This is a genomic window from Caballeronia sp. INML3B (assembly GCF_023631305.1).
Lineage (GTDB): Bacteria > Pseudomonadota > Gammaproteobacteria > Burkholderiales > Burkholderiaceae > Caballeronia > Caballeronia turbans.
The window spans coordinates 37,395-60,931 of the sequence record NZ_JALQDI010000050.1 but is presented as its reverse complement, the minus strand read 5'-3'; the positions used below and the strand labels follow the sequence as shown (position 1 = coordinate 60,931).

The following is a 23,537-nucleotide window of genomic DNA, read 5'->3' as shown; positions in this document are numbered from 1 at the left end:
GTGACGGACTTCGAAACTTTCAATCTTGGCCGCGTCGCGCTGCAATCCGGTGCGACGCTGCCTGACATGCGGCTCGGCTACAAGACCTATGGCCGGCTAAATGCAGCGCGAGACAACGCGATTGTCTATCCGACCTTCTATAGCGGCAGCCATGTCGACAATGAGTGGCTGATCGGCGAGCATATGGGGCTCGATCCGCGGGAGTATTTCATCATTGTGCCGAACATGTTTGGCAACGGCGTATCGAGTTCGCCGAGCAACTATCCGCCGCCGTATGATCGTGGCCGCTTTCCGCATGTGACGCTATACGAAAACGTCGCGATGCAGCATCGCCTTGTGACCGAAAAGTTTGGCATCGAGTCTCTCAGGCTCGTCACCGGCTGGTCAATGGGCGCGATGCAGGCATTCCATTGGGCCGCGATGTATCCGGAGATGGTCGAGCGCATTCTGCCGTTTTGCGGGGCGGCTCGGTGCGCGCGGCACAACTTTGTGTTTATCGAAGGGCTTAAGGCGCCATTGCTGTTGGACCCAGATTTCAGGAACGGTTTCTACGATGCACCGCCGACGCGTGGAATGCGCGCTGCTGCCCGTGTGTTCGCCGGCTGGGGATTTTCGCAGGCGTTTCTGCGTCAACGGCTCGACATTGAAGCGATGGGGTATGGGTCGCTCGAGGACTTCATCACTCAGTTCTGGGAAGGTGATTTCTTGAAGAAGGACGCCAACAATATTCTGTCGATGATGTGGAGCTGGCAGAACGGCGATATTTCCGCGAACTCCCTTTACAAGGGAGATTTTGATCGAGCGTTGGGCAGTATCACTGCAAAGGCCATTGTGATGCCCGGAAGCACGGATTTGTATTTTCCGCCTGAAGATAGTGAATACGAGGTTTCGAAGATGCCTAATGCGCAGTTAAGGCCCATCGAGTCGGTGTGGGGGCATTTTGCGGGCGGTCCTGCAGCCAATGCTGTCGATGTTAAGTTCATCGATAGTGCGGTGAGGGAGATTTTGGCTATGTAGTGGTCCGACTCTTTTCGGGCTTAAGGCCGTACTCGTCTCGGGAGGGACAGGCAGCGCCCACCAACTCCGGACTGCTTACCTCGCAGGGTCCACTATATTTGACCTGTGTGATTCATAGACATCGTTTCAACTAGAATGAAGCGATGGACCGTGAGATTGCGACACGATTACGATGGGTATTGATGTATCACGAGACTGGCAACGCCGGTCTCGTATGCGCACGGTGTGGTATCTCGAGACCGACACTTCGCAAATGGTTACGACGTTATCAGGAAGCCGGAGAAGAAGGTCTTCGTTCCCAAAGTCGCCGCCCTCTCAACAGTCCAAACAGGAAGGTCTCTGAGGCTGACCGGGCGACGATTTTACGACTGCGTGCCGAGCACAAAGGAGCACGGCGAATCCAGAACGAGTTGCGGCTCTACGAACAAAGAGAGTTGTCCCTTGCAACCATTCACAAGGTCCTATGCGAAGCGTCTGTGAAGCCGTTGATACATTCCCGGCGGCCGGCACATCCCAAACGGTATAGCCGCCCGGTTCCGGGGGATCGGGTCCAGATGGACACAATGAAGATTGCGCGAGGGGTCTATCAGTACACGGCCATTGACGACTGCTCGCGCTTCCGCGTACTGGCCGTCTATCCCCGCAGAAATGCCCGTAATACACTGCTTTTCCTCGATCGCGTGATCGAGGAAATGCCGTTTCCTATCCAGCGTATCCAGACTGATAGGGGCGGCGAGTTCTTCGCCGAATCAGTGCAGCGGCGTTTGATGACCGAGTGCATCAAATTTCGACCGATTCCGCCACGCTCGCCACACCTCAATGGCAAGGTCGAGCGCTCGCAGCTTACTGACCTGAACGAATTCTGGTCCCACCATACTCCAACCGAGGATGCGATTGATCGGCGAATTGAGGAGTGTGAACTTTCGCCGTTAAGGAACCAAACCGTTTTCGGCGTAAAGGCGCCAGGGACTTTTCGGCGTTTAGGCGCCACAAGTCTTTCGGCATATAGGCGCCGGTAGATTTTCGCCGTAAACGCGCCACTGGCGTCTGAGTCGGGCGCTCGAACTTCGCCAACCGCTACTCTCCTGGCACGCATTTGCTCCGGAGGGTGGCTTGAAGAGGAAGTTCGAGATGTACCAATATCGACAGGTTCTGGTGCGAATGCGCCAGGGTGACTCCGACCGGGATATCGACCGGTCGAAGATCATGGGCCGTAAGAAGCTCGCGGCCGTGCGGGAGATCGCGACCGAGCGCGGGTGGCTTTCTCCGGACAACGCTCTGCCGGATGACGCGCAGCTTGCTACAGCGTTCAGCCGCAAGGAGTTCCTGCCCACGAGCTGTATCTCGTCGGCCGAGCCGTGGCGCGAACAGATTGCCCAGTGGCATGACGCAGGCGTCCCCGGCACGACGATTCACAGCGCGCTGGTGCGCAACCACGGCTACGCGGGAAGTTACTCATCCGTCTACAGGCTGCTTCAGCAATTGAAGGCGGAGCTCACGCCGGACGTACCGATGCGGCTGGAGTTCAAACCTGCAGAAGCCGCGCAGGTTGATTTCGGCGCAGGTCCGACCATCACCGATGCGCACACCGGCGAGATCCACAAAACGTGGTTCTTTGTGATGACGCTGTGCTGGTCGCGGCATCAATACGTTGAGTTTGTCCGCGACCAGAGCGTCGACACATGGTTGCTATGTCACCGTCATGCCTTCGAATGGTTCAATGGCGTAGTGGGACGCGTCATCATAGATAACCCCAAGTGTGCCATCGTCAAGGCCTGTATCTACGAACCCGAAGTCCAGCGCGCTTACGCGCAATGCGCCGAAGGGTACTTGTTCAAGGTCGATCCATGTCCGCCGAGGGACCCGGCTAAAAAAGGAATTGTCGAATCGGGCGTCAAATACGTGAAGTCGAGCTTCCTTCCTCTTCGCGAATTCCGTGATCTTGACGACGCCAACCGGCAAGCGCAAGCCTGGGTGATGCAAGAGGCCAGCACCCGGACCCATGGCACGACGCGCGAGGTGCCGCTCAAGCGTTTCGAAGGTGTCGAACAGGCGCTGTTGCAGCCGCTTCCCGATGTGCCACCGGAGCTGGCAACCTGGGCGCGCGTGAAGGTCCATCGCGACGCCCATGTGCAATTTGAGCGCGCCTATTATTCCGTGCCGTTCCGGCTTGCCGGTAAAGATCTATGGCTCAAGGCGACCGCCACCATGGTGCAGCTCTACTACGAGCACGAACTGTCGGCATCGCATGTCCGCCAAACTGCGCCAGGAACGCGTATCACTGTGGCCGATCACATGCCGCCAGCAGCACAGGCCTGGCAAATGCACGACACCCAATGGTGCCTGAGAGAAGCGCAACGCATCGGGCCGTCCTGCTACGCGCTTGTTCACGCGCTCTTTGGCGATCGGGTTCTCATCAAGCTGCGCGCCGTACAGGGCGTGCTGCGCTTCGCCCAGCAGTTCGGCGCATCTCGCCTGGAGGCGGCCTGCCGTCGCGCGAATCACTTCGGCAATCCAAGCTACAAAGCCGTCAAGCTGATCTTGCAGAAAGGCCTCGATCAGACCTGGCTGTCGAACGAACCTGTTGAATCGGGCGCGACCACCTACACCCACGGCGGCCGCTTCTGCCGCGATACCCAGACTCTCCTGATCCATTGAACATGAATCCAATTCCCGAACTCACGTCTTCTCTTAAGCAATTGCGACTATCCGGCATCCTCGACACGCTCGAAGCACGCAACCGTGAAGCCATCGACCGCAAGCTTGCCTATACAGACTTCCTGACGTTGCTCATCCAGGACGAGATCGCACGGCGCGATCATCGAAAGCTCGACGCCCGCATGCGCCGCGCCAACTTCCGTGGACAGAAGACACTCGAGGGTTTCGACTTCGACCGGCTACCCAACCTCAATCGCGCCGTCGTCCATGATCTCGCGACCTGCCGGTTCATCGATGAGAGGGTCAGCGTGCTGATCGCCGGTCCGTGCGGAACGGGCAAAAGCCATCTGGCGCAGGCACTGGGCCATGCGACCGCCCGGCAAGGTCACGATGTCCTGTTCATGACCCAGACCCGGCTTCTCAGCACGCTACGCAACGCGCAAGCCGTGGGCTCCTACGAACGGCGATTCCAGGCGCTTGCCAAGGTGCCGTTGCTCATCATTGACGACTTTGGACTGAAACCCATGCGCACGCCCGAAGACGAAGACTTCCACGATCTCATTGCCGAGAGGTACGAGCGTACATCGACTGTCTTAACGAGTAATTTGGATTTTACGGAATGGGGCGACGCGTTCGCGACCAACAAAATGCTCGGCGCCGCAACGCTCGATCGCCTGCGACATGCGGCATACCGCGTCGTGCTCGACGGTGAAAGCTATCGCGTCCCTCGTCCGATGCCCGAGAGCAACAAATCAGCACTTGCGAAAGGAGGTAAAAACAAGGATTCTTGATCCCCGTTCGAGCCCCGAAACAGGCGCCTTTCTCTGGCGCCATTACGCCGAAAACACCCGGCTCCTTTACGGCGAAAGGCAACACCGCTGGCGAGACTGCCGGGCACGCCGCCCGGCGCGTAGTCCGCGCGTGCCGTCCACGGACCGAAGTCGCCGTGGTAGTAGATCGCGTTGTCGTCCCGTCCGCTCGTGCCTCCGGCGATCGCCGCCGCTTCGGTGACAGAAAGATAGTCGAGATCGAACGGCTCGAACTCCTTGATCAGCCTGTGCTGCAACGTGAATTGATGGCCGATATCGACCCGTCCGAACGCCCCGCCGACACCGATCGTCGAATTACGCTGGAACATCTGGTTGGTCGTGCTGCTGTTCGCGCCGGTCGAGAGAACGTAGCCCGCCTCCAGGTTGAAGCGAACGTAGTATCCGCCGCCCAGGTCCTCCGTGCCGACAAAGCCCCAACGGTTCGATTTGTACATCCCGTTCGAGGCCATCGTCAGCGCCGCGCCGCCTGCCTTGGTGCCGTTCACCAGATTGCGCAGACCGCCGTCAAGCGGAACCGTACAGCGTGACGCTGTTTTGTCCGTACGCGGCGCCGCTCGACAGCCCCACCAACGTCAATGCGGTCAGCGACCGTCTCATTCCACTTCTCACCATTTCTCCTCCAGTTGACATCGTTAAATTTGTGCATCGAGGATCGGCGGTGTCATCGCCCTCCTCGTGTAGGTCGGTCTTGAAACTCACGCATGTCGAGGCTATCGATTCGTCATGCTAATCGATAGATATCGCACACTCATTCACTTCACTTCGATGCTCAATGCCGCGTAGGCGTGGCGGCGGCGGATGGCGTCGCCGATGGCCGTTGCGACGAGCAGCCGGTACGGTGGTAAAGCCGTTTGCCCGTCTGCGCTTCGAGCTCCTGCCAGATGTCATGGGAGCGCTTGATGAACGGAATGTAGTCTGCACCTTCGCCTGCCGCGAGCCGTGTGATTCGCGTGTTGCCGTGACTCGACCCTTTGTTGTGTGGCGGTGCAAACTGGTCGATACCGAGGACGCTCGCGCCTCGTTTCGCCAGCTGATAAAGCGTCGCGCTCCCGAACGCACCGAGGCCGACAACGATAACGTCAAATGAAGTACGGCTCACGGCTTCCCTCACGTGTTAAGCAATAAGTGTTGAAGGCCGATACCTTACCATCCGATGTTAGCGCGATGGCAGAATGGTGCATCAGATCGGGCTTGCGGTTCAGAATTTGTCGTTTCGTTGCTGCGAGGGATGGTTGTCGGTCGCTTCTCATTTGCTGCATTCTGTATGACGCTCGCCATGCTGCTTCCTCTCCAAGGAACTAGCATTACTTTCGGCGTCGCGCTTGTGCTCTCGATGCTTGTTCAATGGAGCACGCGGATGTTGCTCAGACGGTTTCGGCGGGTCGCATCCGGAACGCATAACGCTGCCAACGAGGGCAAAAGTCATGACCCGCGCGGAACTGACCGAAATTCCCAGTCACGAACTGGTCCATCTGCTTGATTGGATGGTGTGGGACATGAATCACCGAGCTCAGAGCGATGAGACGCCAAGGCTTTGGAGGCATTGTGAACCTGTCCTCCATCGGCGGACAGGTCGGATTCCCCACCAGCGCAATTTACGCGGCGAGCAAGCATGCTGTCGAAGGATTGACCAAATCGGCGGCGCTTGAGGTTGCGTTTTTGGGCATTCGAGTGAACGCGGTCGCCCCAGCTCCAACCGAGTCCCCGATGTTTGACCGACTTGCTGATTACGGCATGACCAAGGACGTCCTTGCAGGGATTACTCCTGTGAAGCGAGCGGGTAACCTCGCCTTCATGCCGGGGGAGATAAGGCGACAAAGATCGGCGTCAATCGCGTGGTACCGGTGCGCGCTCAATGGGGTCCCGTTGTCGCCGTCGGGAATCTCGAAAGCCCAGGTTAGCGTGGTTCTCACGCGGACCGCTTCAGGAGCGGAGACCGCCACGCGCATCTGCGAGAACGCATATGACGCGCGAGCGCGGAGTCGGCGGCGCGGCTTCCTGCAGTTAAAAACGCATCGAGGAGCACGCCAATTTGCCGGTGTCGACGTCCACGCAGAACGAACTCTGTCGTCGCCGGCGATGCGGGCCTTCCTCGATGCACCGCTGATGCTTCAGATGTCCCCGATCTTGAACGGCAGCTCGAAGTTCCCTCCGCTGTTGATGAGGCTGATGTACTCGAGATATCGCGACTGCGCCGTATTCTGCGCGGCGACGAACTTCCCCGGGATCGGGGCTTGCAGCTCGTTCGGAAGGATCTCGTTTATTAGCTTCTGATACATTTCCTGCGCCGCGTGAGAACTAGACCGATTGTCCAGTTCGAGCCTGCCGTGCTCGGTAGCGTAGTCGTAATACTCAAGATCGCTCGATCCGCTGATGGTGGTCGTCGACGGCGCCCAGTACGAGTACGTTCCGAGTTTGCCCGCCTCGGTTCTCACGCCAATGATGTGCGATGCCGAAGAATTGAAGTTGTAGACCTCTGGCACGATCTCGTCGGATGCAAAGACCACATACGGCCGGCCTGGCGCGCTCGCGCTCTTCAGCATTGGAAGCAAGTCGTGTCGGTTCCCGTACAGCTGCGCATAATCTCCAGTCATCCAGCTTCGCGTGCCGCCGTTGGCAAAGGTTGCCAACATCGGCAGGATATCAACTGACGAGGTCAGGCCGCTGCGAACGACGTCAAGATCCCCGTTGTACTGCCCGGTCGGATCCATCACGATGAGCGGGACGTTAAACGCCTCTTCGTAGCACGTCCCGGTCTTACCCGAAATCAAGCCATGAGCGCCTGCATAGTCGCCATGGTCCGAGGTCAGCACGATGATCGTCTTCTTCGCGACCGCAGGCGGCAATGAGTCAACGACCGCGCCAATTTTTGAATCTACTATCGACATGATCTGTGTGTAGGAATCGAGCCCGCGCTTCCAATAGTTGAAAGGCGCCTTGGCAACCCCCTTCGTCTCGGAGGGCGGCGGCAGGTTCGGATTGACTGGATAAGCCGAGATTTCGAAATCCGTACCTCGCGTGTCCTGCACGCCACCCCAGACGGCTTCCTGCAGCGTGCGGTTGAAGGTCTGCATCGGCGGTTTGTTGGCCGACAGTTGCGAGGCAGACTCCCAGTTCGGCGCAGTTGCCGGATACCCGTACTGCGGCGGATTGCGCAGCGGGTTGAACTCCCAGTTGTACGTCGGGGGCCCTGCGGTGTAATCGATCCACTGGGAATAGCCATTCGGGTTGTAGTTGTTCGAAGCAAAAAGCTCCGTAAAGCGCTTGAACTCCGTGCCCGCGGGGAAGAACTCCTTGTCGTGCGGATTGATGAAGCCGACGGTCAAACACCAGGGCGGGTCGGCCGGCCTGCGCCGCTGCAACCACTGCGTTGCCTGGTCCGCGATGTTCGTGTCGCTCAGGTAGCCTTGTCCCGGGTCGCCAATTGTGCCTTGAAGGTTGCTGCCCGTCGGATCCGGGTACGTCATCCCTTCGAAGCCGTAGAGCCCGAGCGGCCTTTGCCCTTTGTGCACGATCGACAGATGCCACTTCCCTATATAGGGCGTGATATAGCCGAGCGACTGCAGGACCTTGCCGTAGGTTGGAAACTGCCGGTTCAGCACCGGCTGGATCGAAACCTTGGTGTCGGGTGAATCCAAAATGGTCGTGAGCAACCAATTCTGGTGGGTGTACAGCCCGGTGACGAGCGCGGCGCGCGCGGGACTGCACGCCGAGGCTGCGGTGTAGTGGCCCGAAAATTTGACTCCCCTCTTCCACAAATCGAACGTTCGGGGCATATAGGCCTTGAGAAACTCGCGTGCGTCCTGAACCCCTTTCGGAAACACCCGGGGAAAGCGCATTTCATCCAGGAGAATGAACAAGATGTTGGGCTTGCCGCTTGGGCCGTCCCCGGCGCCCTGGGCGGCGGCGTTCGTCGTCGCAATGGCTGCGCCAACCGCGGAGGTCTTTTTGATAAAATCTCGCCTATCCATAAGTAGTACTCCTTAGAAAACCTAGTGGGGATACGCTTTTGTCCGGGCGTTGCCCGACTTTGATACGATTAATTCAGCCGGCGCCGTTGTTTAGCTATCGCAAGCGGTGTTGGGCCAAACGAAGGATAGGCGAAACCGCCCGTCGCCCCAGCGAAGAATTAATTTCATACGATGTCACCACCGCAAGGGGACGGCGGCCTCGGCGTGATGCTGGCGGTGTCTGTTTCGACACAGTGGTTCACGAGGGCAAATCGCACCGGCGCCGCTTATTGGTTCTCCGGCATTTTGGAAGAATAATGGCTAGTAATCACCCATTTGTGCCCGTCCCAGACGTGGGTGAACGTGTAGCGCGCTTTGACGATCGAACCGTCCCGGAACTTGAAGGTGTAGGTTCCGGCGTCGATCGCGGTATTGCACTCGATCATGATTTCGCGGAAGTCGATGGTGCCATCGGGCTCGCTCTCGAGAAAATGCTTGGAATAGTCTAATTTCTCATCGACAGACACGCGCGGCTTGTTCGAGACGGTCGGCAATAGAACCGAGCGTGGAGCGGAGTTCGCCACCACTTTCTGAGGATCACCCGTTTTAAGCGAATCGTTCCAGCGATCAAACAACGCAGCAATCTGCTTTTCTGATGCCGGATGGCAGGTTTCAGTCTTCGCGAGGGCACTGCCGCTTAGAACGAACAGCACTGCCGCAATTGCGAATCGTTTCGGTAGGTGATTTACCATGAAAGCACCCCTCTGCCCGTCGAACGTGGTGGCACGAACGCCGTCCTTTCGCTGAGACTCCCGAGACCTTTTATAGTTGAAAATTCGCACAACACCAACAACATTTGGTTCGCGCTTTTCCGCCGTGCAAGCAATGTGCGTTAGCGCACGTAGTCCCGACTTTGGTCAACCGGAGTCGTTCGGAACCGTTCAGACAGTCCCGCGCTCCCGCAACTATCCAGGTGGTCCAACTGTGCGACCGCCTGGCCTGAGTCGCCGTTTTGATGGGCAATCGCAATACAACCGCCGCGTACACGCGAGCAAGCCTCACGCGCGAACGAGTCAACGTCGATGCCCTCGAGTTCGAGGTACACCACGCCCGACTATTCGCTGGAGGAACGGGTTCGTTGTCGCGCTCCGGCACGCCTACGCCGTTCTTCACCCTTGCCAAGTCGACGCCCCTCACTCCCGTCCCGATCTGCTCTACCACTCGAATGCGGACCTTTGCCTTTCCAGAGGCAATGTGGCCTTTGGCGGCGACACGACGACGCGCTCGAAGTCTGCGCTAAACATACGACAAACGGCCGGACGCGCCCTGCCCGACCTCGCGTGCGCGGGCGTAGAATTTCAGCAGACAGCCAACTGGGGCCGGACGGTGAAACGAGTCATGCTGCGCTGGCTGCGTATCCTGATTCCCGCAATCACACTGGCGTGGATGCCTTCTGGCATTCACGCCGCCGATGACTTCGCGTCCCTTCGTGCGACGATGATCAGGAACATCTCGGAGCTTGCGACCGAAACCTCCGTCGCAACCGGCAGAGCCGCAATCGATCCGCGCGTGCTCGCCGCGATGAACCAAGTGCCTCGCCACCAGTTCGTGCCACCCGACGACGAGCGCAACGCCTATGAGAACCGGCCTCTTCCCATCGGCTATGGCCAGACCATTTCCCAGCCCTATATCGTCGCGTTGATGACCGACCTGATGATGATCAAGCCCACTGACGTCGTGCTGGAAGTCGGCACCGGCTCAGGGTATCAGGCGGCGATTCTCTCGACCCTCGCGCGAGCGGTCTATACGATCGAAATCATCGAGCCTCTGGGCCAAGCGGCTCAGGAGCGCTTGCAACGGCTTGCGTACAAGCGCGTAGAAACCAAGGTAGGAGACGGCTATTACGGATGGGAAGCCCACGCGCCCTACGATGCCATCATCGTCACCGCCGCCTCGAGCCACGTCCCCCCTCCTCTCGTGCGGCAGTTGAAGCCCGGCGGCAGGATTGTCATTCCCGTAGGCGCGCAGTTTCTGACGCAATACCTGCTGCTGATCACGAAGGCGAACGACGGGACCGTCTCCACCCGACAGATACTGCCCGTCCGCTTCGTGCCTCTCGTCGGGCATTGAAACGAGCGACCCAACGAGATCGCGCGAACCCGCATCGCAGCATGGCTGAGCGCGCGCCCTCCGCATCCCCTTCAGGTTCATGCCATCATGCCTGCCGTGCCGTTGCTCTCCGTCTCGCTGCTTTCAGCCGCTGCCCTCGGTTACGAGCTGCTGTTGATGCGGCTCTTTTCGATCATTCAATGGCATCACTTCGCGTACATGATGATCAGCGCGGCGCTGCTGGGCTACGGAGCAGCCGGCGCGATGGTCTCGCTTGCGCAGCGCTGGCTCGTGCCACGGTTCGCAGCCGTGTTTGTAGCCGGTGCAATCCTGTTCGGCGTCTTTGCGGTCACCTCGTTCGCGTTCGCGCAGCGCATTGCGTTCAACCCGCTGGAGATTCTCTGGAATCCGCGCGAACCTTTGCGCCTGCTGTTGATCTACGTGCTCCTTTTCGTTCCTTTCTTCTGCGCCGCGACCAGCCTCTGTCTCACCTTCACACGTTTTAATGACCAGATCCCGCGTATCTACAGTTTCGACATTGGCGGAGCGGGCGTGGGCAGCGTCGCGATCATCGGCGCGCTGTTCGTGCTTCGTCCGCTGGATGCGCTGCGGGTACTGGGCGCTGCAGGCATCACGGCAGCGGCGCTGGCATGCGTCGAATGCCGCTGGCACCGGAAGTGGTTGCCGATCCTGTTGCTCGGCGCCGCAGCCATGCTGGCCACCGGCCTGCCGCGAGACTGGATCGTATTGCGGCCATCGGAGTACAAGGAACTGAGCCAGGCTCTGCGCATAAAGGATGCGCACGTGGTCGCCGAAAGCTCAAGCCCGCTGGGTGTCGTCACGGTGGTGGAAAGCCCCTCGATTCCCTTCCGACATGCGCCCGGGCTTAGCCTCAACGCGACGATGGAACCGCCGCCGCAACTCGGCGTATTCACCGACGGCGACGGACTGTCCGCGCTCAATCGCTATGACGGGCGGCGCGAGCCGCTCGGTTATCTGGACTCTATGACCTCCGCGCTCCCCTATCACCTGCTGCGGCGGCCCAAAGTCCTCGTGCTCGGCAGCGGGGCAGGAGGCGACGTATTGCAGGCGCTGTATCACGAAGCGAGCGCAATCGACGCGGTCGAACTGAATCCACAGATCGTCGAAGCGGTTCAGCACCGCTTTGCCGACTTTTCCGGCAAGCCGTACAGCGCACCGAACGTTCGCCTATTCGCCGGCGAAGCGCGTGGTTTCGTCGCTGCGCGCGGTGAGCGCTACGACCTGATCCAGGTCGCGCTGCTAGACTCCTTCAGTGCCACCTCGGCCGGGCTTTACTCCCTTTCCGAGAGTTACCTCTACACGGTGGAAGCATTTCAGGACTATCTGCGTCATCTCAACGTAGGCGGCATACTGGCGATCACTCGCTGGGTCACGCTGCCCCCGCGCGACGTCCTCAAGCTGTTTGCGACGGCCGTACTGGCGATGGAGAACGCCGGTGTAAGACAACCATATCGACGGCTCATGCTGATCCGCGGATGGAAAACCGCGACGCTGCTGGTCAAAAACGGGGAATTCGATGACAGGGACATCGCCGCGCTGCGCAGCTTCTGCCATGCCCGTTCGTTCGACGTCGAATACTACCCGGGGATGCAGGCCGCAGAAGCGAATCGCTACAACGTACTTGAAAGGCCCTACTTCTTCGAAGCCGCGCACGCTCTGCTGAGTCCCGGGCGAGAAACGTTCTGGGCGCGCTACAAGTTCGATATCCGCCCCGCCACGGACGACAAGCCGTACTTCTTGCACTTCTTCAAATGGCGATCGCTGCCCGAGTTTCTCGCGTTGAAAGGGCGAGGCGGCATGACCTTGCTGGAATGGGGATACCCGGTACTGATCGCCACCCTGCTGCAGGCGACATTCATGGCCTTCGTGTTGATCCTCTTTCCTCTGTGGGTGATGAAGCGCCGGACGGGCACGGCTCACGGTTCATCGCGTTTGGACGCCACTTCCCGCAATGACGCCACAGCTTCGGTGGCGGCGATATCGGAAAGCAGAGTCGCGATCTATTTCGTCGCGATCGGCTTCGCTTTCATGTTCATCGAGATCGCGTTCATCCAGAAGTTCGTTCTGCTCCTGAGCCACCCGCTCTACGCTGTGGCGGTCGTGCTGTGTGCGTTCCTCTCGTTCGCGGGACTTGGAAGCCGGTACGCGCAGCGCCTGCAGGGTCGCGAGGTGCCGGTCGCCCGTTCCGCGACACGGCCGCGCACGATCAGAAAGCACCGGTCGACTGCGGCGACCGCCATCGTGGCCCTTTCTGCCATCTCGCTGTGCTACCTGCTCGTGCTGCCCCATCTGTTCTCGTTCCTGATACCTCTATCCGACCCGGTCAGAATAGCGATTGCCGTGCTGCTCATCGCGCCGCTCGGCTTTGCGATGGGCATGCCCTTTCCGCTTGGGCTCAACCGCGTTGCCGGCTGTGCCGAAACGCTCGTGCCCTGGGCGTGGGGCGTCAACGCATGCACGTCCGTCGTGGCTGCAGTCCTGGCGACGATAGTGGCGATTCATCTAGGCTTTACTGCGGTGGTCGTGACAGCGGTCGTGCTCTATTTCGCCGCGGCGGCTGCCTATCCCTGATCCGCCCAATCCAACTTGACCGGGCGCCCCTTTGAGCGGGATCGCGCTCAAAGGGCGACCAGCCCGGCGAGCGTCCGCTCGAGCGACGCGACATTCTTGCCAGGCGGAGTGTCTTGGCCGCTCGATCAAGCGTCGATCCGACTACTCGCAGTATTCGTGACAGCCGCCATGTCGCGTTCGCCGCGCCGAGCACGAAAAGCGGCGCATCCGCGCGTCGGTTGCCGCCACGCCGAGGCCATCGCGCACGAGTTGCACGATCACCGAAATCGACGTCCAACCGGTGATGCGCGTATCTGCGAGCGGCACGCCGTTGGCGAGCGCGAGCTTGTCGACGATGTCCTCCAGCGCGCGATGCGGTGCCGTCCCGCGCCCGAACGTCAGGATCGGATGACGCAATACGCGTTTCGCGAGTCCGCTGCGCGAAAGCGGTAGCCGGCCCCGCGCGCGATGGATTCTTCGTCGCTGCCTTCAACGCGAATGCGTGAATCAAAACACATCACAACGAAAGTGAGCAAGCGGGCAACTACCCCTTTCCCGCAAGAGGCAGGAGTCTGGTCGCCTTCGCAAATGGAACGTCTGCTGCCAGGGGGCAAGCCGACGTCGGAGTGACCAAGCGAGATCCCCGTCGAACGTCGCTCACTGGCCGAGAGCGCCAGCTCGATGAACCTTCTACAGGGCTGTCGTTAGGGTTGCCCGTGTCAGCTTTTCGGTGGCGAGTCGGAACGCGAACAAACGGCCATCTGCCGACGTTCGAATCGTTGCCGCCGATAACTTGAGACGGGGCGAATGCGGCCATTCGCCTTTCACGAACGACCGCCGTCAGCACGAACAACCAGCGATAGCCGATCAGACAGTCGAATAGAACTTATGCATTTCGAGCCTTTGCACCGGGTTCATTCTTGTTACCGCGTCTTAATCGCGGCTCTTCCCGATTGTCGATGCGTTAGCATCACCCAAAGCGGATCGTCGTACCGGAACGCGCGGCGTCGCGAACTGCCAGTGTGACTTCGAGGGTTCTGGTCGCGTCAAACGCATCGGTCAGCGGTTGCTCTTTTCGCCGAATCACCGCGCCGAAGTGTCGCATCTGCTCGATGTACGGATTGGCCGCGTCGAAGTGCACCTCTTCGTCCTGCAGCGGCTGCAACCAGCCGCGCTCGCCCGGATAACGCCACATCCGCAACGTCGGCAAGGCGACAGACGCCTCAGTTCCGCACAAAAAATGACTCTCGACCGGAGTCTTCGGAAAGGCCGGGTTCTCGCCCGACGACAGATCCCAACTCCACGGCGCAGCACTGCTGTCTGACAGGGTAATCGTTGCGATTGCTCCGCTCTTGAAACACAGCAGCGTGGCCGCCGTGTCCTCGACTTCGAATCCGCGAATCGCATTCGACGTAACAGCCTGCAGGCTTTCGATCTCGCCGCATACGAAGCGCAACAGGTCGATCTCGTGAATCAGGTTGATGAGGACGGGTCCCGCAGCAGGCGTGCGGCGCCAAGCTTCGTTGAAGTAGGCGTCGTGTTTGAGGAAAGTCGCTAGCACCGATGCAGAGACGAGCCGCCCGAGTTGTCCTCCCTGAACCAAAGCCCGCGCGGTGCGGACGATCGGATTGTGCCGCCGGTGATGGCCGACGAGCAGAGGAACATCGGCGTCGGCAGCCGCGCGCCCGAGACGCAAGCCTTCGTCGACCGTATCGGTGATCGGCTTTTCGACGAGCACTGCCGTGCCGGCGGCGATCAACTCCAGCGCCATGGGAACATGCAGCGCGTTCGGCGTGGCAACAATTGCGCCGTCAGGCTTCGTCTCGTCGATGAGCGCGCGATGGTCCTTGAACCACGGGATCGAGAACTCCTCGGCGAGCGCCTGCGCCGCCGGATTCGGGTCGGCGATGCCGACGATTTCGAGCCCCTCGGCGCCCGCTGCGCCAACAAGATGCGCACGACCAATCGCGCCTGCACCAATAAGACCAATCTTCGAATCAGACATGAGAAAAAGGGTCTCCGAGAATCAGTGAGTAGTGGCGTTGCGCAACACCGGCGCTGCGCCCGCGCTGCGGCGGCCCTTGATGTACGCCGCGACGATGGCGATCGCGATTGGCACGGTCAAGGCAAGGAACAACTGCCCGAAATTCCACTTGAAACTGAGCAAAACCGCGCCGATCGACGCGCCCGAGATCGCGCCGAAGCGACCAATGCCAGTCATCCAGCTCGTACCGGTGGCGCGCATCTCGGTCGGATAGTAACCGGCGGCCATTGCGGTCCAGCCAGTGTTCGTTGAGTTGATGCAATAGCCCAACAGAAAAACCAGGGTCATGAGGCCGTAGAGGCCCGGACTCATCTTCGCCAGCGCAACGGTGAAGATGCCTGCAGCGAGGAGCGTGCCGATCATCACCTTGTGCGGGTTGAAGCGATCCATTTCCCAACCGATGATGATGTTGCCAAGCGTTCCGCCCACTTGAAGCATGGCGCCTACCAGCGCGGCATCGGCAAGCGAAAAGTTGTTGTCCTTCACGATGATCGGCAGCCAGCTATTGAGGAAGTAGACCGTCATCAGGTTCATGAAGAGGCCGACCCAAAGAGCGAGCGTCACAGTCGTGTGCGGCTTGGCAACGATAAGTCTGATCGCGCCTTTGCCGGCGTGCTCGCGTTCCGCGGTGATCAATCTCGTCGAGGCATCGACCGCGTTGGGTTCGATCTGGTTGACGATACGTTCGAGCGCGCGTCGGCCACCGTGTTTGACTGCGAGAAACTTCGCGGATTCCGGCAGGATGAAGCACAGGACGAGCGCAAACAGGATCGGCACAACGCCGCCGACAACCAGAATCGATGCCCAGCCGTGAGTCGGGATCAAATAACTCGAAAGGAAGCCGCCACCGGCCGCACCAAACGTGAATCCGCAATAGATCACCGTCACCATCAGCGCACGATACTTCTTGGGCGCGTACTCGGAGGCAAGCGTCGCGGCATTGGGCTGAGAGGCGCCAAGTCCAAGTCCCGTGAGAAAGCGCATGATCGAAAGCACCTCGACGTTCGGCGACCATGCGGAAGCGAGACTCATCAGCCCGAAGAAGAAAATTGCGCCGATGATGACCTTGCGACGGCCGAACCGGTCCGCCAGCGGACCGCCGGTCAACGCGCCGATCGCGAGCCCGAACAAGCCCATGCTCAGCACCGGCCCGAGCGCGGCGCGTGTGAGCTTCCAGTCGGCGACGACTGCGGGCGCGATGAAACCCATCGCGACAACATCAAATCCGTCGAGAATCAGGACCACGAGGCCCAATAACAGTATCTTCCAGTGAAAGGGCCCAAAAGACCGGGAATCCAGGAATTCCTGAATGTTGAGTTGTTTCTCGAATGGCATGGTTGTCTCCTGTGGATTTCTGGCGAGCGACGGGCATGCTCAGAGCAGGCTTCGCATGTAGTGAATGCTTTCGGCGATGGCTTGCTCATCGCTCTCGTAAGCGGGATGTAGATAGTCGATTTCCAGCGCGAGCAGTCCTGCGTAACCGTGTTTGCGTAGTTCGGCGAAGGCGCGTGGCATGTCGATAATTCCTCGGCCGACCGGCACGCTCGGCCAGAACGCAAAATCGCGCGGATCGCCACCCTTGGCAGCAATGTCCTTAACGTGGGTCGCCCGGGCGTAGGGCGCGAGCTTTTCAATCGCGACGGCCGGGTCTTCGAGCATGCGCAGGTTATTCGCGGTATCCAGGCACACGCCGAGCCACGGCGAATCGATCGTATCAATCAGCTCCACCAGTTCGTCCGCGAGCATGTCGATGTGATTTTCGATGGCGAGCACGACGCCGTGCCCCTTCGCATGCGCGGCGGCGTCGGTCAGAAGTGGGACGAGCTTTGCCTTGTGGTCGCTCCAGTTGTCGGGGCGGGTGCGGCGGCCGCCGCAGCAGATCCGCATGACCGTCGCGCCCACAGCAGCGGCTATTTCCGTATGGCGCTTCAGGTCGGCAACTTCCTCGGGTGCGTCGCCCGAGCGGAGGCCGGACGGGTGGCCCCATGCCCACGCGGGCTCGAGTCTCAGTTCGTCTAGGTCGGCGCGCAACGTGGCGATTTCTTCGGGCGACGGATTCGGCATGAAGCACGACTCCAGAGAAACACCCGCGACGCCCAGTGCCTTCGCCCGGTCGAGGAAGCCCCGCATAGTTATCCGCGTTCCGGGATCCTGCTCGAGGCCGGCATAGACCTCGCCGAAATAACGGTGATAGCTGTATGAATCGATGGCAAGTTTCACGGGGCAGCCTTCGCGGTTTGTTATTTGGATTACTTTACCAAGTGGATTATCAATCCACATCGAGCGTAAACCCGGATTGTCGTTCCAGATGAATCGCAAAGCCACATGGGTTAAAATTTCGATCCATCGTCATCACGCTTAAGGTGCATATGACCGCAGTCCGAGACCGAGCCTTGGCCATCGTCGAGCTTCTGGCGCACAACGTGCACGGCCTGCCAATGTCAGAAGTGGGCGACCGTCTGGGCATTCCAAGGACGGCCGCGCATCGAGTGCTGGCGGATTTGAAAGAGAGCGGATACGTCAAGCAGGACCCGAACAGCTCGCAATACATGCTGACTGTGAAGCTGGCGTCGCTCGGTTTGAGCTATCTCGCTGCGACCGGCATCACCGACGCCGCGCAGCCCTTGCTCGACGATCTGGCACAAGTGAGCGGAGAACTGGTTCGCCTCGCGGTCGTGGAAGGCGACGATCTGATTTGGGTGGCGAAAGCGCAAGGTGCGCGAACCGGGTTGCGCTATGATCCAGATGCCGGTCTGGAGATTTACCTTCCTGCGACGGCGAACGGGCTTGCGTTTCTCGCGGCCGTCGATGAAGACCGGGCGCTGGCACTCGTGTCGCGTCAAGGAATGGACCGCGCTCGCGAGATGGGCCCAGGCGCGCCGCAGACTTTGCGAGCGTTGATGGAACAAATAGCGCAGACAAAAGCACGCGGCTTTGCCGTCGTCTTCGATGCCTATGAGGCAGGGACCAGCGCGGTTGCGGCTGCAATCCGCATCGACGAAAAAAGCGAGCCGATTGGCACTGTCAGTATTGCCGGGCCGTCCATACGGATGACCCGCGAGCGTATGGACGCCTTCGGGCCTAAGGTTCTGCAATGCGCGGAGGCACTTGCGCTCGCGAGCCGCAGTTCGCCCATGTTTGGCCGTCGGTGAGGAAGCGATCAGCCAGTCATCGTCATGGGCGTGCCTACACATTCCTCGGTGCACCGACGGCACAGGACGCTCCGACGCAAAAACTGTCTGCGATCATCTCCCGGTGTCTGAAGGCATCGCAGGAGCGGTCAGTCGCGAGCGGCCGACATATGGCCGTTGAGGGTCGGTGCTGAAGTTCGAGCTGCGGTTGCACGGCGCGCCAACTGCGATTTCAGCAACCGGCCCCGAGACCTCGCGAAACGAATGCGGCCATCGCCGCACTCAAATTTTGAGTCACGAGACCTTCGTTCCCGAGAGCGACAAATCTCCCACAGACCAGCATTGTCAGCACGATCGCATTGACTGGTGCGGTCGCCGTTGTCGTATCGAACGAACCGTTCGCACCGACTTTCAACACCGCGACTGACCCGTGTCGGCGGAGCTTGCCATGCGAGGATTGCCACTGCGGAACAGTGCGAGCCGATGATGTTCGCAGTCGTGGCTCTACCGTCGTCCCTCCATTCAATTGCCCGGATAACGTTAGCGATGCACTACCATTCAATCACGCACACGCCAAAGCGACGGTCTTGTGCCGAAAATGTCCGGAGACGACGATGAAAATCATGGTGATATTGGCATGTGTAGTCCTCTCTTCTAATGCATTCGCCGAGTGCAGAACAAGTGCCACCGGGCGCACAGTCTGCGATAACGGGCAGAAAGCCGGCGGCTATGACCGCAACACCGGCACCGCCTGGAAGTCTGAGAAGGATTCGGACGGTGTAACCACAACCCAGACGAGCAAGGGCGGAGAAGCGAAGACCAAAAATGGCAAGGGCGTATACAAGAGCCCAAGCGGCAAGACATGCGTTAAGACCGCGAACAATCAGGGATGTAATTAAACAGATATTGCTACTCCTCGACCACCGAGATTTTCTCGGACGTCAAACGCGCGCATCCGGCTCGCGCATCGAGCCTGGTCGCTCCGTACGTCGCTCAGTTTGCAAGCGGGCGCGAGCAACTTATGACAATGCCGGGAGCGTCGATCGACTCGCATTGCGCAGTCCGTGTCGGACGCCCTGCGGATTGCGGTTCGACAAAAAGAAATATTTGGCGCTTCCAGTTCGGTGGGCGGGAATACTGCTTGTGTGGTCCATACTAGCGTCCGCGCAGGAAATGGAGCCGCGCAGCTATTCGGCCGTCCCGGTTGGAACGAACTTCGTGGTGGCGGGCTATGCTCGATCAACCGGCGACGTTTCGCTGGACCCGTCGCTGCCCATCACCGATCTTCAAGCCCGAATCAATACGTACTCACTGGGCTATTCTCACAGCTTTGGCGTCGCGGGACATGTCGCCAGCGCTGCTGTGTTGCTTCCTTATGCCAATGCGAACCTGACGGGGAATGTAGCAGGCGTGCCAGGCCAGGCCTGGCGTTCGGGGCTAGGCGATGTACGGTTCCGGCTTGCCGCGAATCTGCTGGGTGGTCCCGCGCTCACGCCAGAGGAATTTGCCCAGCGTAGCCCGAGCACCATACTGGGCGCCAGCCTGAGCATGGTGGCGCCGACCGGTCAATATCAGCCAGCCCGTATCATTAATGTGGGTTCGAACCGATGGGCGTTTAAACCTGAGCTCGGATTGTCTCAGCCAGTCGGCAACTGGTTTGTAGAAGGCGCCGCTGGGGTGTGGGTGTTCACCGACAATACAGACTTTTTTGGTGGCAAGCGACGAAGTCAGGCTCCGCTGGCCGTGTTCCAATGGCATGGAGGCTACACGTGGCGGCCCGGACTGTGGATTGCCGCAGACATTACGTATCTCACGGGCGGCCGGACAAGCATCAACGGCGCCCAGAACGCGGATCTGCAAAGCAGTACTCGCTATGGGATCACGTTGTCGGTTCCTCTTGCTGCACAATGGTCAACCAAACTCGCATGGTCGCGTGGGTTAACGACACGCATCGGCGGAAATTTCCAGACCATCGCGGTCGCGCTCCAATACCGCTGGTTCAATCGCTGACTGAACGTGGAAACACGTGTGCTCGCCACTATTTCGCGCCACGGCCGGCGGCTTCCCGGCTTGCCGGCGGCAGATCCACCTCGAGCTTGCCTCCGATGTCGATCAGGCGCTGGAAATCAGGGGACGCATGATGATCCGTCCCGGGGCAGCGACAACAGTCAACCGCCTTGTGCGGCAGCAAAAAACTCGTGTGGAGTTCATTTAGATAGGCTTCACGTCCATCTCCGCCGATTGGGCGAACGACACGTCTATTGCGTAGATCGTCGACCCGGCGTGCGCGACGCACTCATGGCTTTGGCTTGTCGAGATGAAACCTTGTCAGATTAGAAGCTCACGCGGTGCTCGCCTGATCAATATTCTGTTGCCGTCGCTGGGGCTTTCGATATTGGGTATCCACCGCGAGTTCTTTTCCTTGCTGGCCGCCTATTCGGAGCTGCTCATTTCATTGCTGGGCTTGTATTGCGCTGGCGCCGTGTTCTTGAACACCTACTTTGGCAGGGTGCTGCTGCCGCTGGGTAAACCTTTTGGTTTCATCCAGAAAGGGGCTGGGGGTCAGCGAAAAGGCGCGTTGCAAGCGGCGGACCTCCTCGACCTTAAAAAGATCGCCTGAGGCGTGACGCTGCTCGACAGTCATCAGCCTCCAGTACCGGCTCGCAGTAGGAGAGTCGTCGGCGCTTGATCGGTTGGAAGCGCCCCACGAGTCATGTCATGAAAGGCGTCGGTTCGCGCCTGACTACCGCTACCACGGAGGAGTTATGAACGAGCTTAACGGCTACGACTACGAAGATTTGAAACCGGGGATGAGCGCTACGTTTGCGAAGACCATCACCGAGGCGGACGTCGTGCTGTTCGCCGCGGTCTCTGGCGATAACAACGCGATGCACATCAAGGAAGAGTTTGCGCAGACCACCCGGTTCAAGGGCAGAATCGCGCACGGCATGTTGACCGCGAGCGTCATCTCAGCGGCCATCGCCGGCAGGTTGCCCGGGCCGGGAACCCTGAGCCAGACCCTTCGCTTTAAGGCGCCGGTGAAGCCCGGCGATACCGTCCACGCCACCGTGACGGTGGTTGCATTGTTGCCTGAGAAGAGGCGCGTGTCACTGACCACCATCTGTCGCGTGCTCAACAAGGTGGTGATTGAAGGGGACGCGGTGGTCATGCCTACCTCGAGGCAAACCGCGAGACCTGAGGGCGGAAGCGATAGCTCAGAAGACCGAACTCTAGCCAATGCCATAGCAGCCTAAGTGGATATCACCCTCCCCCTGGGTGTCAATTCGCGAGACAAAATGAAATATCAGGACACCGCCAAGACGACGCTGCTGCCGATGTCATCAACGAAGTATGAGCGGACCGTGCTTCCGATTGGAGAGGCGCGAACGTTCAGCCGGCACTCGGTCATCCTGTAGTAGGCGGTGCCGGAAGGTGCCATGCTGCTGGTTGTTTGAGAGTAAGCGCTAAAACGAGCACACCTATCTTTGTCGGCTTCTAAGAGCGACGATTGCGTCCGCAACCCACATTGCGGACGCAAGCCATGAGCGACGATGAGTTTGACTTTCTGCCACTTCGAGTCATTCGAGAGTGCTCCAACGGCAAACGACGATACGACCCTGACGGGAAGCGCCGACTGATTGAGGCGTGCTTGCGACCAGGAGCGTCAATCGCTGGGCTCGCACTTAGGGCTCAGGTGAACGCAAACCAGCTTCACAAGTGGATAAGGCTACATGAGAGAGCAAACTCTGCTCGTGCAGCACGAAATACGGTCGAGCCGTCAGCGGCGGCCTTCATCCCGGTCCTAGCTATTGAACAGGGCTCTGCGCCGCCGGCGTCTAGTCACAAGCAATCAGCGACTGCGTCGCGACCAACGGCGCGCCTGTCAGCGCATCTCCCGAACGGGGTAACCGTCGAACTTGAGTGCTCACGGCATGATGCGACACTCGTCGCGGCGTTGATCGCCGCGCTGGGAGAGCATTGATGTTCCGCCTTGATTCCGACCTTCGCGTTTATTTGCATCGCGAACCGATTGACTTTAGGGCGGGAATCAATAGCCTCACGGCGCTGGTCGAGCAGTCGATGCAGCTCGACCCCTTCGCTCGCGCCGTGTTCGCTTTCCATAATCGGAAACGCAACCGCGTCAAGCTGTTGTTATACGAACGCTCGGGCTTCTGGCTGATGTTGAAACGCCTCGAGGCAGACCATTTCGCGTGGCCATCCCGGAAGCAGCCCGTGATCGAGTTGACGACCGAACAACTGCACTGGCTTTTAGACGGCATCGACATCGACGCGGTACGACGTCATCCGGCCCGGCAGTACCATCATACGAGTTGATGCGGCGCGCCTTCTCCAGGCGACGTTCCCGATAGCTGTTACAAATTTCCGTAAACCCATCGAGCGTTGCATTTCGCTACTGTGGGTACCATGGATGAACGCGAATTCTCCCAATTGCCTGTCGGAAGACGTCCCAATACGTCAACTGCGCGAGTCCCAGACCTTGCACGGCAGCGGTTCGCGCCGCTTCGACACTGGTCGTGGTGAAACAAGCATCCACGCGCTTGCGGATCAATGCTCCGTCGACGACAAGCGGCCACCGTCGCACCGCACTCAGTCGGATGCAGGCGTGATTGTCCAGATCGGCAACCGTCGAGGGTCGCCCGTGTTTCTTCAGATAGGCCGGCGCGGCGCAAACGAGGCGAGGATTGGGAGCGATCTTCTTCGCCACCAGCTCGGAGTCCTCCAAGGGCGCAATCCGCAAGGCCACGTCGAGGCCCTGCCCGACGATATCGACCTGACGATCCGAAAGATCGAGGTCGATGCGAAGCTCCGGATTGGCTTCGAGCAAACTCGCAAGCATGGGCAGCACGACCGATTGTCCGAACCCGCTTGGAGCCGTCAGACGAAGCACGCCCGACGCCTTTCCCGGCAACGGGCTAAGCTCGGCGCGCGCGCCGGATTCCGCATCCACCATCGCCGTAGCGAACGGGACGAACGCTTCGCCTTCGGCAGTCAGCGTGAGCGACCGGGTCGTGCGATGAAAAAGACGCACGCCGAGATCTTCTTCCAGCGCGGCGATGCGTCGCGACACCTGCATGGGAACGACGTCGAGCTGGCGCGCCGCAGCGGAAAGACTGCCCGCCGACGCGACGGCGAGGAAGGTTTGAACGTCTGGAAGGAACATGGTTTATATCCGATAAAGTTACGG

General features: G+C 59.7%; 21 protein-coding genes and 2 pseudogenes. 14 read left to right on the top strand and 9 right to left on the bottom strand.

The genetic code is table 11. From position 1 onward, the window contains the following. The 4 genes and pseudogenes from NCS58_RS22720 to istB all read left to right on the top strand — a co-directional run bounded on the left by NCS58_RS22720 (position 1) and on the right by istB (position 4,466). Positions 1-1,017 (top strand): alpha/beta fold hydrolase, encoded by a 1,017-nt coding sequence (locus tag NCS58_RS22720; RefSeq protein WP_061121936.1) that lies wholly within the window; start codon positions 1-3, stop codon positions 1,015-1,017. A 143-nt stretch (positions 1,018-1,160) separates the two neighbouring features. Then, positions 1,161-1,931, top strand: a pseudogene (locus NCS58_RS22715) (helix-turn-helix domain-containing protein); the annotation flags it as partial. A gap of 217 nt (positions 1,932-2,148) precedes the next feature. Next, positions 2,149-3,675, top strand: coding sequence for an IS21 family transposase (gene istA, locus NCS58_RS22710; protein ID WP_061121662.1), 1,527 nt, complete (start codon positions 2,149-2,151; stop codon positions 3,673-3,675). 2 nt (positions 3,676-3,677) lie between these two features. After that, on the top strand, positions 3,678-4,466 hold the full coding sequence (gene istB / locus NCS58_RS22705) for an IS21-like element helper ATPase IstB (protein WP_250478534.1): 789 nt from the start codon (positions 3,678-3,680) through the stop codon (positions 4,464-4,466). On the opposite strand, the gene NCS58_RS22700 is transcribed toward istB, so the two are convergent. Together NCS58_RS22700 and NCS58_RS22695 are read right to left on the bottom strand one after the other, a co-directional pair. Beyond that, positions 4,391-4,990 carry a porin gene (locus NCS58_RS22700; protein ID WP_061121656.1) on the bottom strand — a complete coding sequence of 200 codons (600 nt, stop codon included), beginning with the start codon at positions 4,988-4,990 and terminating at the stop codon, positions 4,391-4,393. The two genes, istB and NCS58_RS22700, sit on opposite strands and share 76 nt — an antisense overlap. 284 nt (positions 4,991-5,274) lie before the next feature. Beyond that, a complete protein-coding gene (locus NCS58_RS22695; RefSeq protein ID WP_061121655.1) occupies positions 5,275-5,604 on the bottom strand; it encodes an FAD-dependent oxidoreductase in 330 nt (109 codons plus the stop codon). 419 nt (positions 5,605-6,023) lie between these two features. Here NCS58_RS22695 and NCS58_RS22690 point away from each other — a divergent pair. Next, positions 6,024-6,278: pseudogene (locus NCS58_RS22690) on the top strand (SDR family NAD(P)-dependent oxidoreductase); the annotation flags it as partial. Positions 6,279-6,616: 338 nt separating this feature from the next. Here the strand turns inward: NCS58_RS22690 and NCS58_RS22685 are convergent. Together NCS58_RS22685 and NCS58_RS22680 are read right to left on the bottom strand one after the other, a co-directional pair. Continuing rightward, entirely contained in the window at positions 6,617-8,476 is a 1,860-nt protein-coding gene (locus tag NCS58_RS22685; protein WP_061121654.1) for a sulfatase-like hydrolase/transferase, read from the bottom strand. A 266-nt stretch (positions 8,477-8,742) separates the two neighbouring features. Beyond that, positions 8,743-9,207: a DUF4440 domain-containing protein gene (locus tag NCS58_RS22680; RefSeq protein ID WP_061121653.1), complete on the bottom strand. Its 465-nt coding sequence runs from the start codon at positions 9,205-9,207 to the stop codon at positions 8,743-8,745. Positions 9,208-9,853: 646 nt separating this feature from the next. On the opposite strand from NCS58_RS22680, the gene NCS58_RS22675 reads away from it, so the two are divergent. Both NCS58_RS22675 and NCS58_RS22670 read left to right on the top strand, forming a co-directional pair. Continuing rightward, entirely contained in the window at positions 9,854-10,585 is a 732-nt protein-coding gene (locus NCS58_RS22675; protein ID WP_061121661.1) for a protein-L-isoaspartate(D-aspartate) O-methyltransferase, read from the top strand. An 87-nt stretch (positions 10,586-10,672) separates the two neighbouring features. Continuing rightward, positions 10,673-13,177, top strand: a complete 2,505-nt coding sequence (locus tag NCS58_RS22670) for a spermidine synthase (protein WP_061121652.1) — start codon at positions 10,673-10,675, stop codon at positions 13,175-13,177. Between the two features lie 141 nt (positions 13,178-13,318). Here the strand turns inward: NCS58_RS22670 and NCS58_RS22665 are convergent, their stop codons facing one another. The 4 genes from NCS58_RS22665 to NCS58_RS22650 all read right to left on the bottom strand — a co-directional run bounded on the left by NCS58_RS22665 (position 13,319) and on the right by NCS58_RS22650 (position 17,420). After that, on the bottom strand, positions 13,319-13,573 hold the full coding sequence (locus tag NCS58_RS22665; RefSeq protein WP_061121651.1) for a hypothetical protein: 255 nt from the start codon (positions 13,571-13,573) through the stop codon (positions 13,319-13,321). A gap of 553 nt (positions 13,574-14,126) precedes the next feature. Continuing rightward, complete coding sequence (locus NCS58_RS22660; protein WP_061121650.1) at positions 14,127-15,161, bottom strand: Gfo/Idh/MocA family protein; 1,035 nt, start codon at positions 15,159-15,161, stop codon at positions 14,127-14,129. 21 nt (positions 15,162-15,182) lie between these two features. Continuing rightward, positions 15,183-16,535 (bottom strand): aromatic acid/H+ symport family MFS transporter, encoded by a 1,353-nt coding sequence (locus NCS58_RS22655; protein WP_250477665.1) that lies wholly within the window; start codon positions 16,533-16,535, stop codon positions 15,183-15,185. Positions 16,536-16,574: 39 nt separating this feature from the next. Continuing rightward, positions 16,575-17,420: a sugar phosphate isomerase/epimerase gene (locus NCS58_RS22650; protein ID WP_061121648.1), complete on the bottom strand. Its 846-nt coding sequence runs from the start codon at positions 17,418-17,420 to the stop codon at positions 16,575-16,577. Between the two features lie 173 nt (positions 17,421-17,593). On the opposite strand from NCS58_RS22650, the gene NCS58_RS22645 reads away from it, so the two are divergent. The 7 genes from NCS58_RS22645 (at position 17,594) to tnpB (ending at position 22,666) form a co-directional block, all read left to right on the top strand. Next, on the top strand, positions 17,594-18,352 hold the full coding sequence (locus tag NCS58_RS22645; protein ID WP_250477664.1) for an IclR family transcriptional regulator: 759 nt from the start codon (positions 17,594-17,596) through the stop codon (positions 18,350-18,352). Between the two features lie 593 nt (positions 18,353-18,945). Next, positions 18,946-19,230: a hypothetical protein gene (locus NCS58_RS22640; protein ID WP_086961630.1), complete on the top strand. Its 285-nt coding sequence runs from the start codon at positions 18,946-18,948 to the stop codon at positions 19,228-19,230. Between the two features lie 274 nt (positions 19,231-19,504). Further along, a complete protein-coding gene (locus tag NCS58_RS22635) occupies positions 19,505-20,341 on the top strand; it encodes a transporter (protein ID WP_250477663.1) in 837 nt (278 codons plus the stop codon). A 307-nt stretch (positions 20,342-20,648) separates the two neighbouring features. Beyond that, a complete protein-coding gene (locus NCS58_RS22630) occupies positions 20,649-20,951 on the top strand; it encodes a hypothetical protein (protein ID WP_250477662.1) in 303 nt (100 codons plus the stop codon). Positions 20,952-21,096: 145 nt separating this feature from the next. Further along, positions 21,097-21,585, top strand: a complete 489-nt coding sequence (locus NCS58_RS22625; protein ID WP_086961628.1) for a MaoC family dehydratase — start codon at positions 21,097-21,099, stop codon at positions 21,583-21,585. A 287-nt stretch (positions 21,586-21,872) separates the two neighbouring features. After that, the gene (gene tnpA / locus NCS58_RS22620) at positions 21,873-22,313 is read left to right on the top strand and encodes an IS66-like element accessory protein TnpA (protein ID WP_086961626.1); all 441 of its coding nucleotides are present in this window, start codon (positions 21,873-21,875) and stop codon (positions 22,311-22,313) included. Next, positions 22,313-22,666 carry an IS66 family insertion sequence element accessory protein TnpB gene (gene tnpB / locus NCS58_RS22615; protein WP_061121645.1) on the top strand — a complete coding sequence of 118 codons (354 nt, stop codon included), beginning with the start codon at positions 22,313-22,315 and terminating at the stop codon, positions 22,664-22,666. Before tnpA ends, tnpB begins: the two co-directional genes overlap by 1 nt. A 76-nt stretch (positions 22,667-22,742) precedes the next feature. On the opposite strand, the gene NCS58_RS22610 is transcribed toward tnpB, so the two are convergent. Then, positions 22,743-23,513, bottom strand: coding sequence for a LysR family transcriptional regulator (locus tag NCS58_RS22610; RefSeq protein ID WP_086961624.1), 771 nt, complete (start codon positions 23,511-23,513; stop codon positions 22,743-22,745). Between the last annotated feature and the right edge of the window lie 24 nt (positions 23,514-23,537).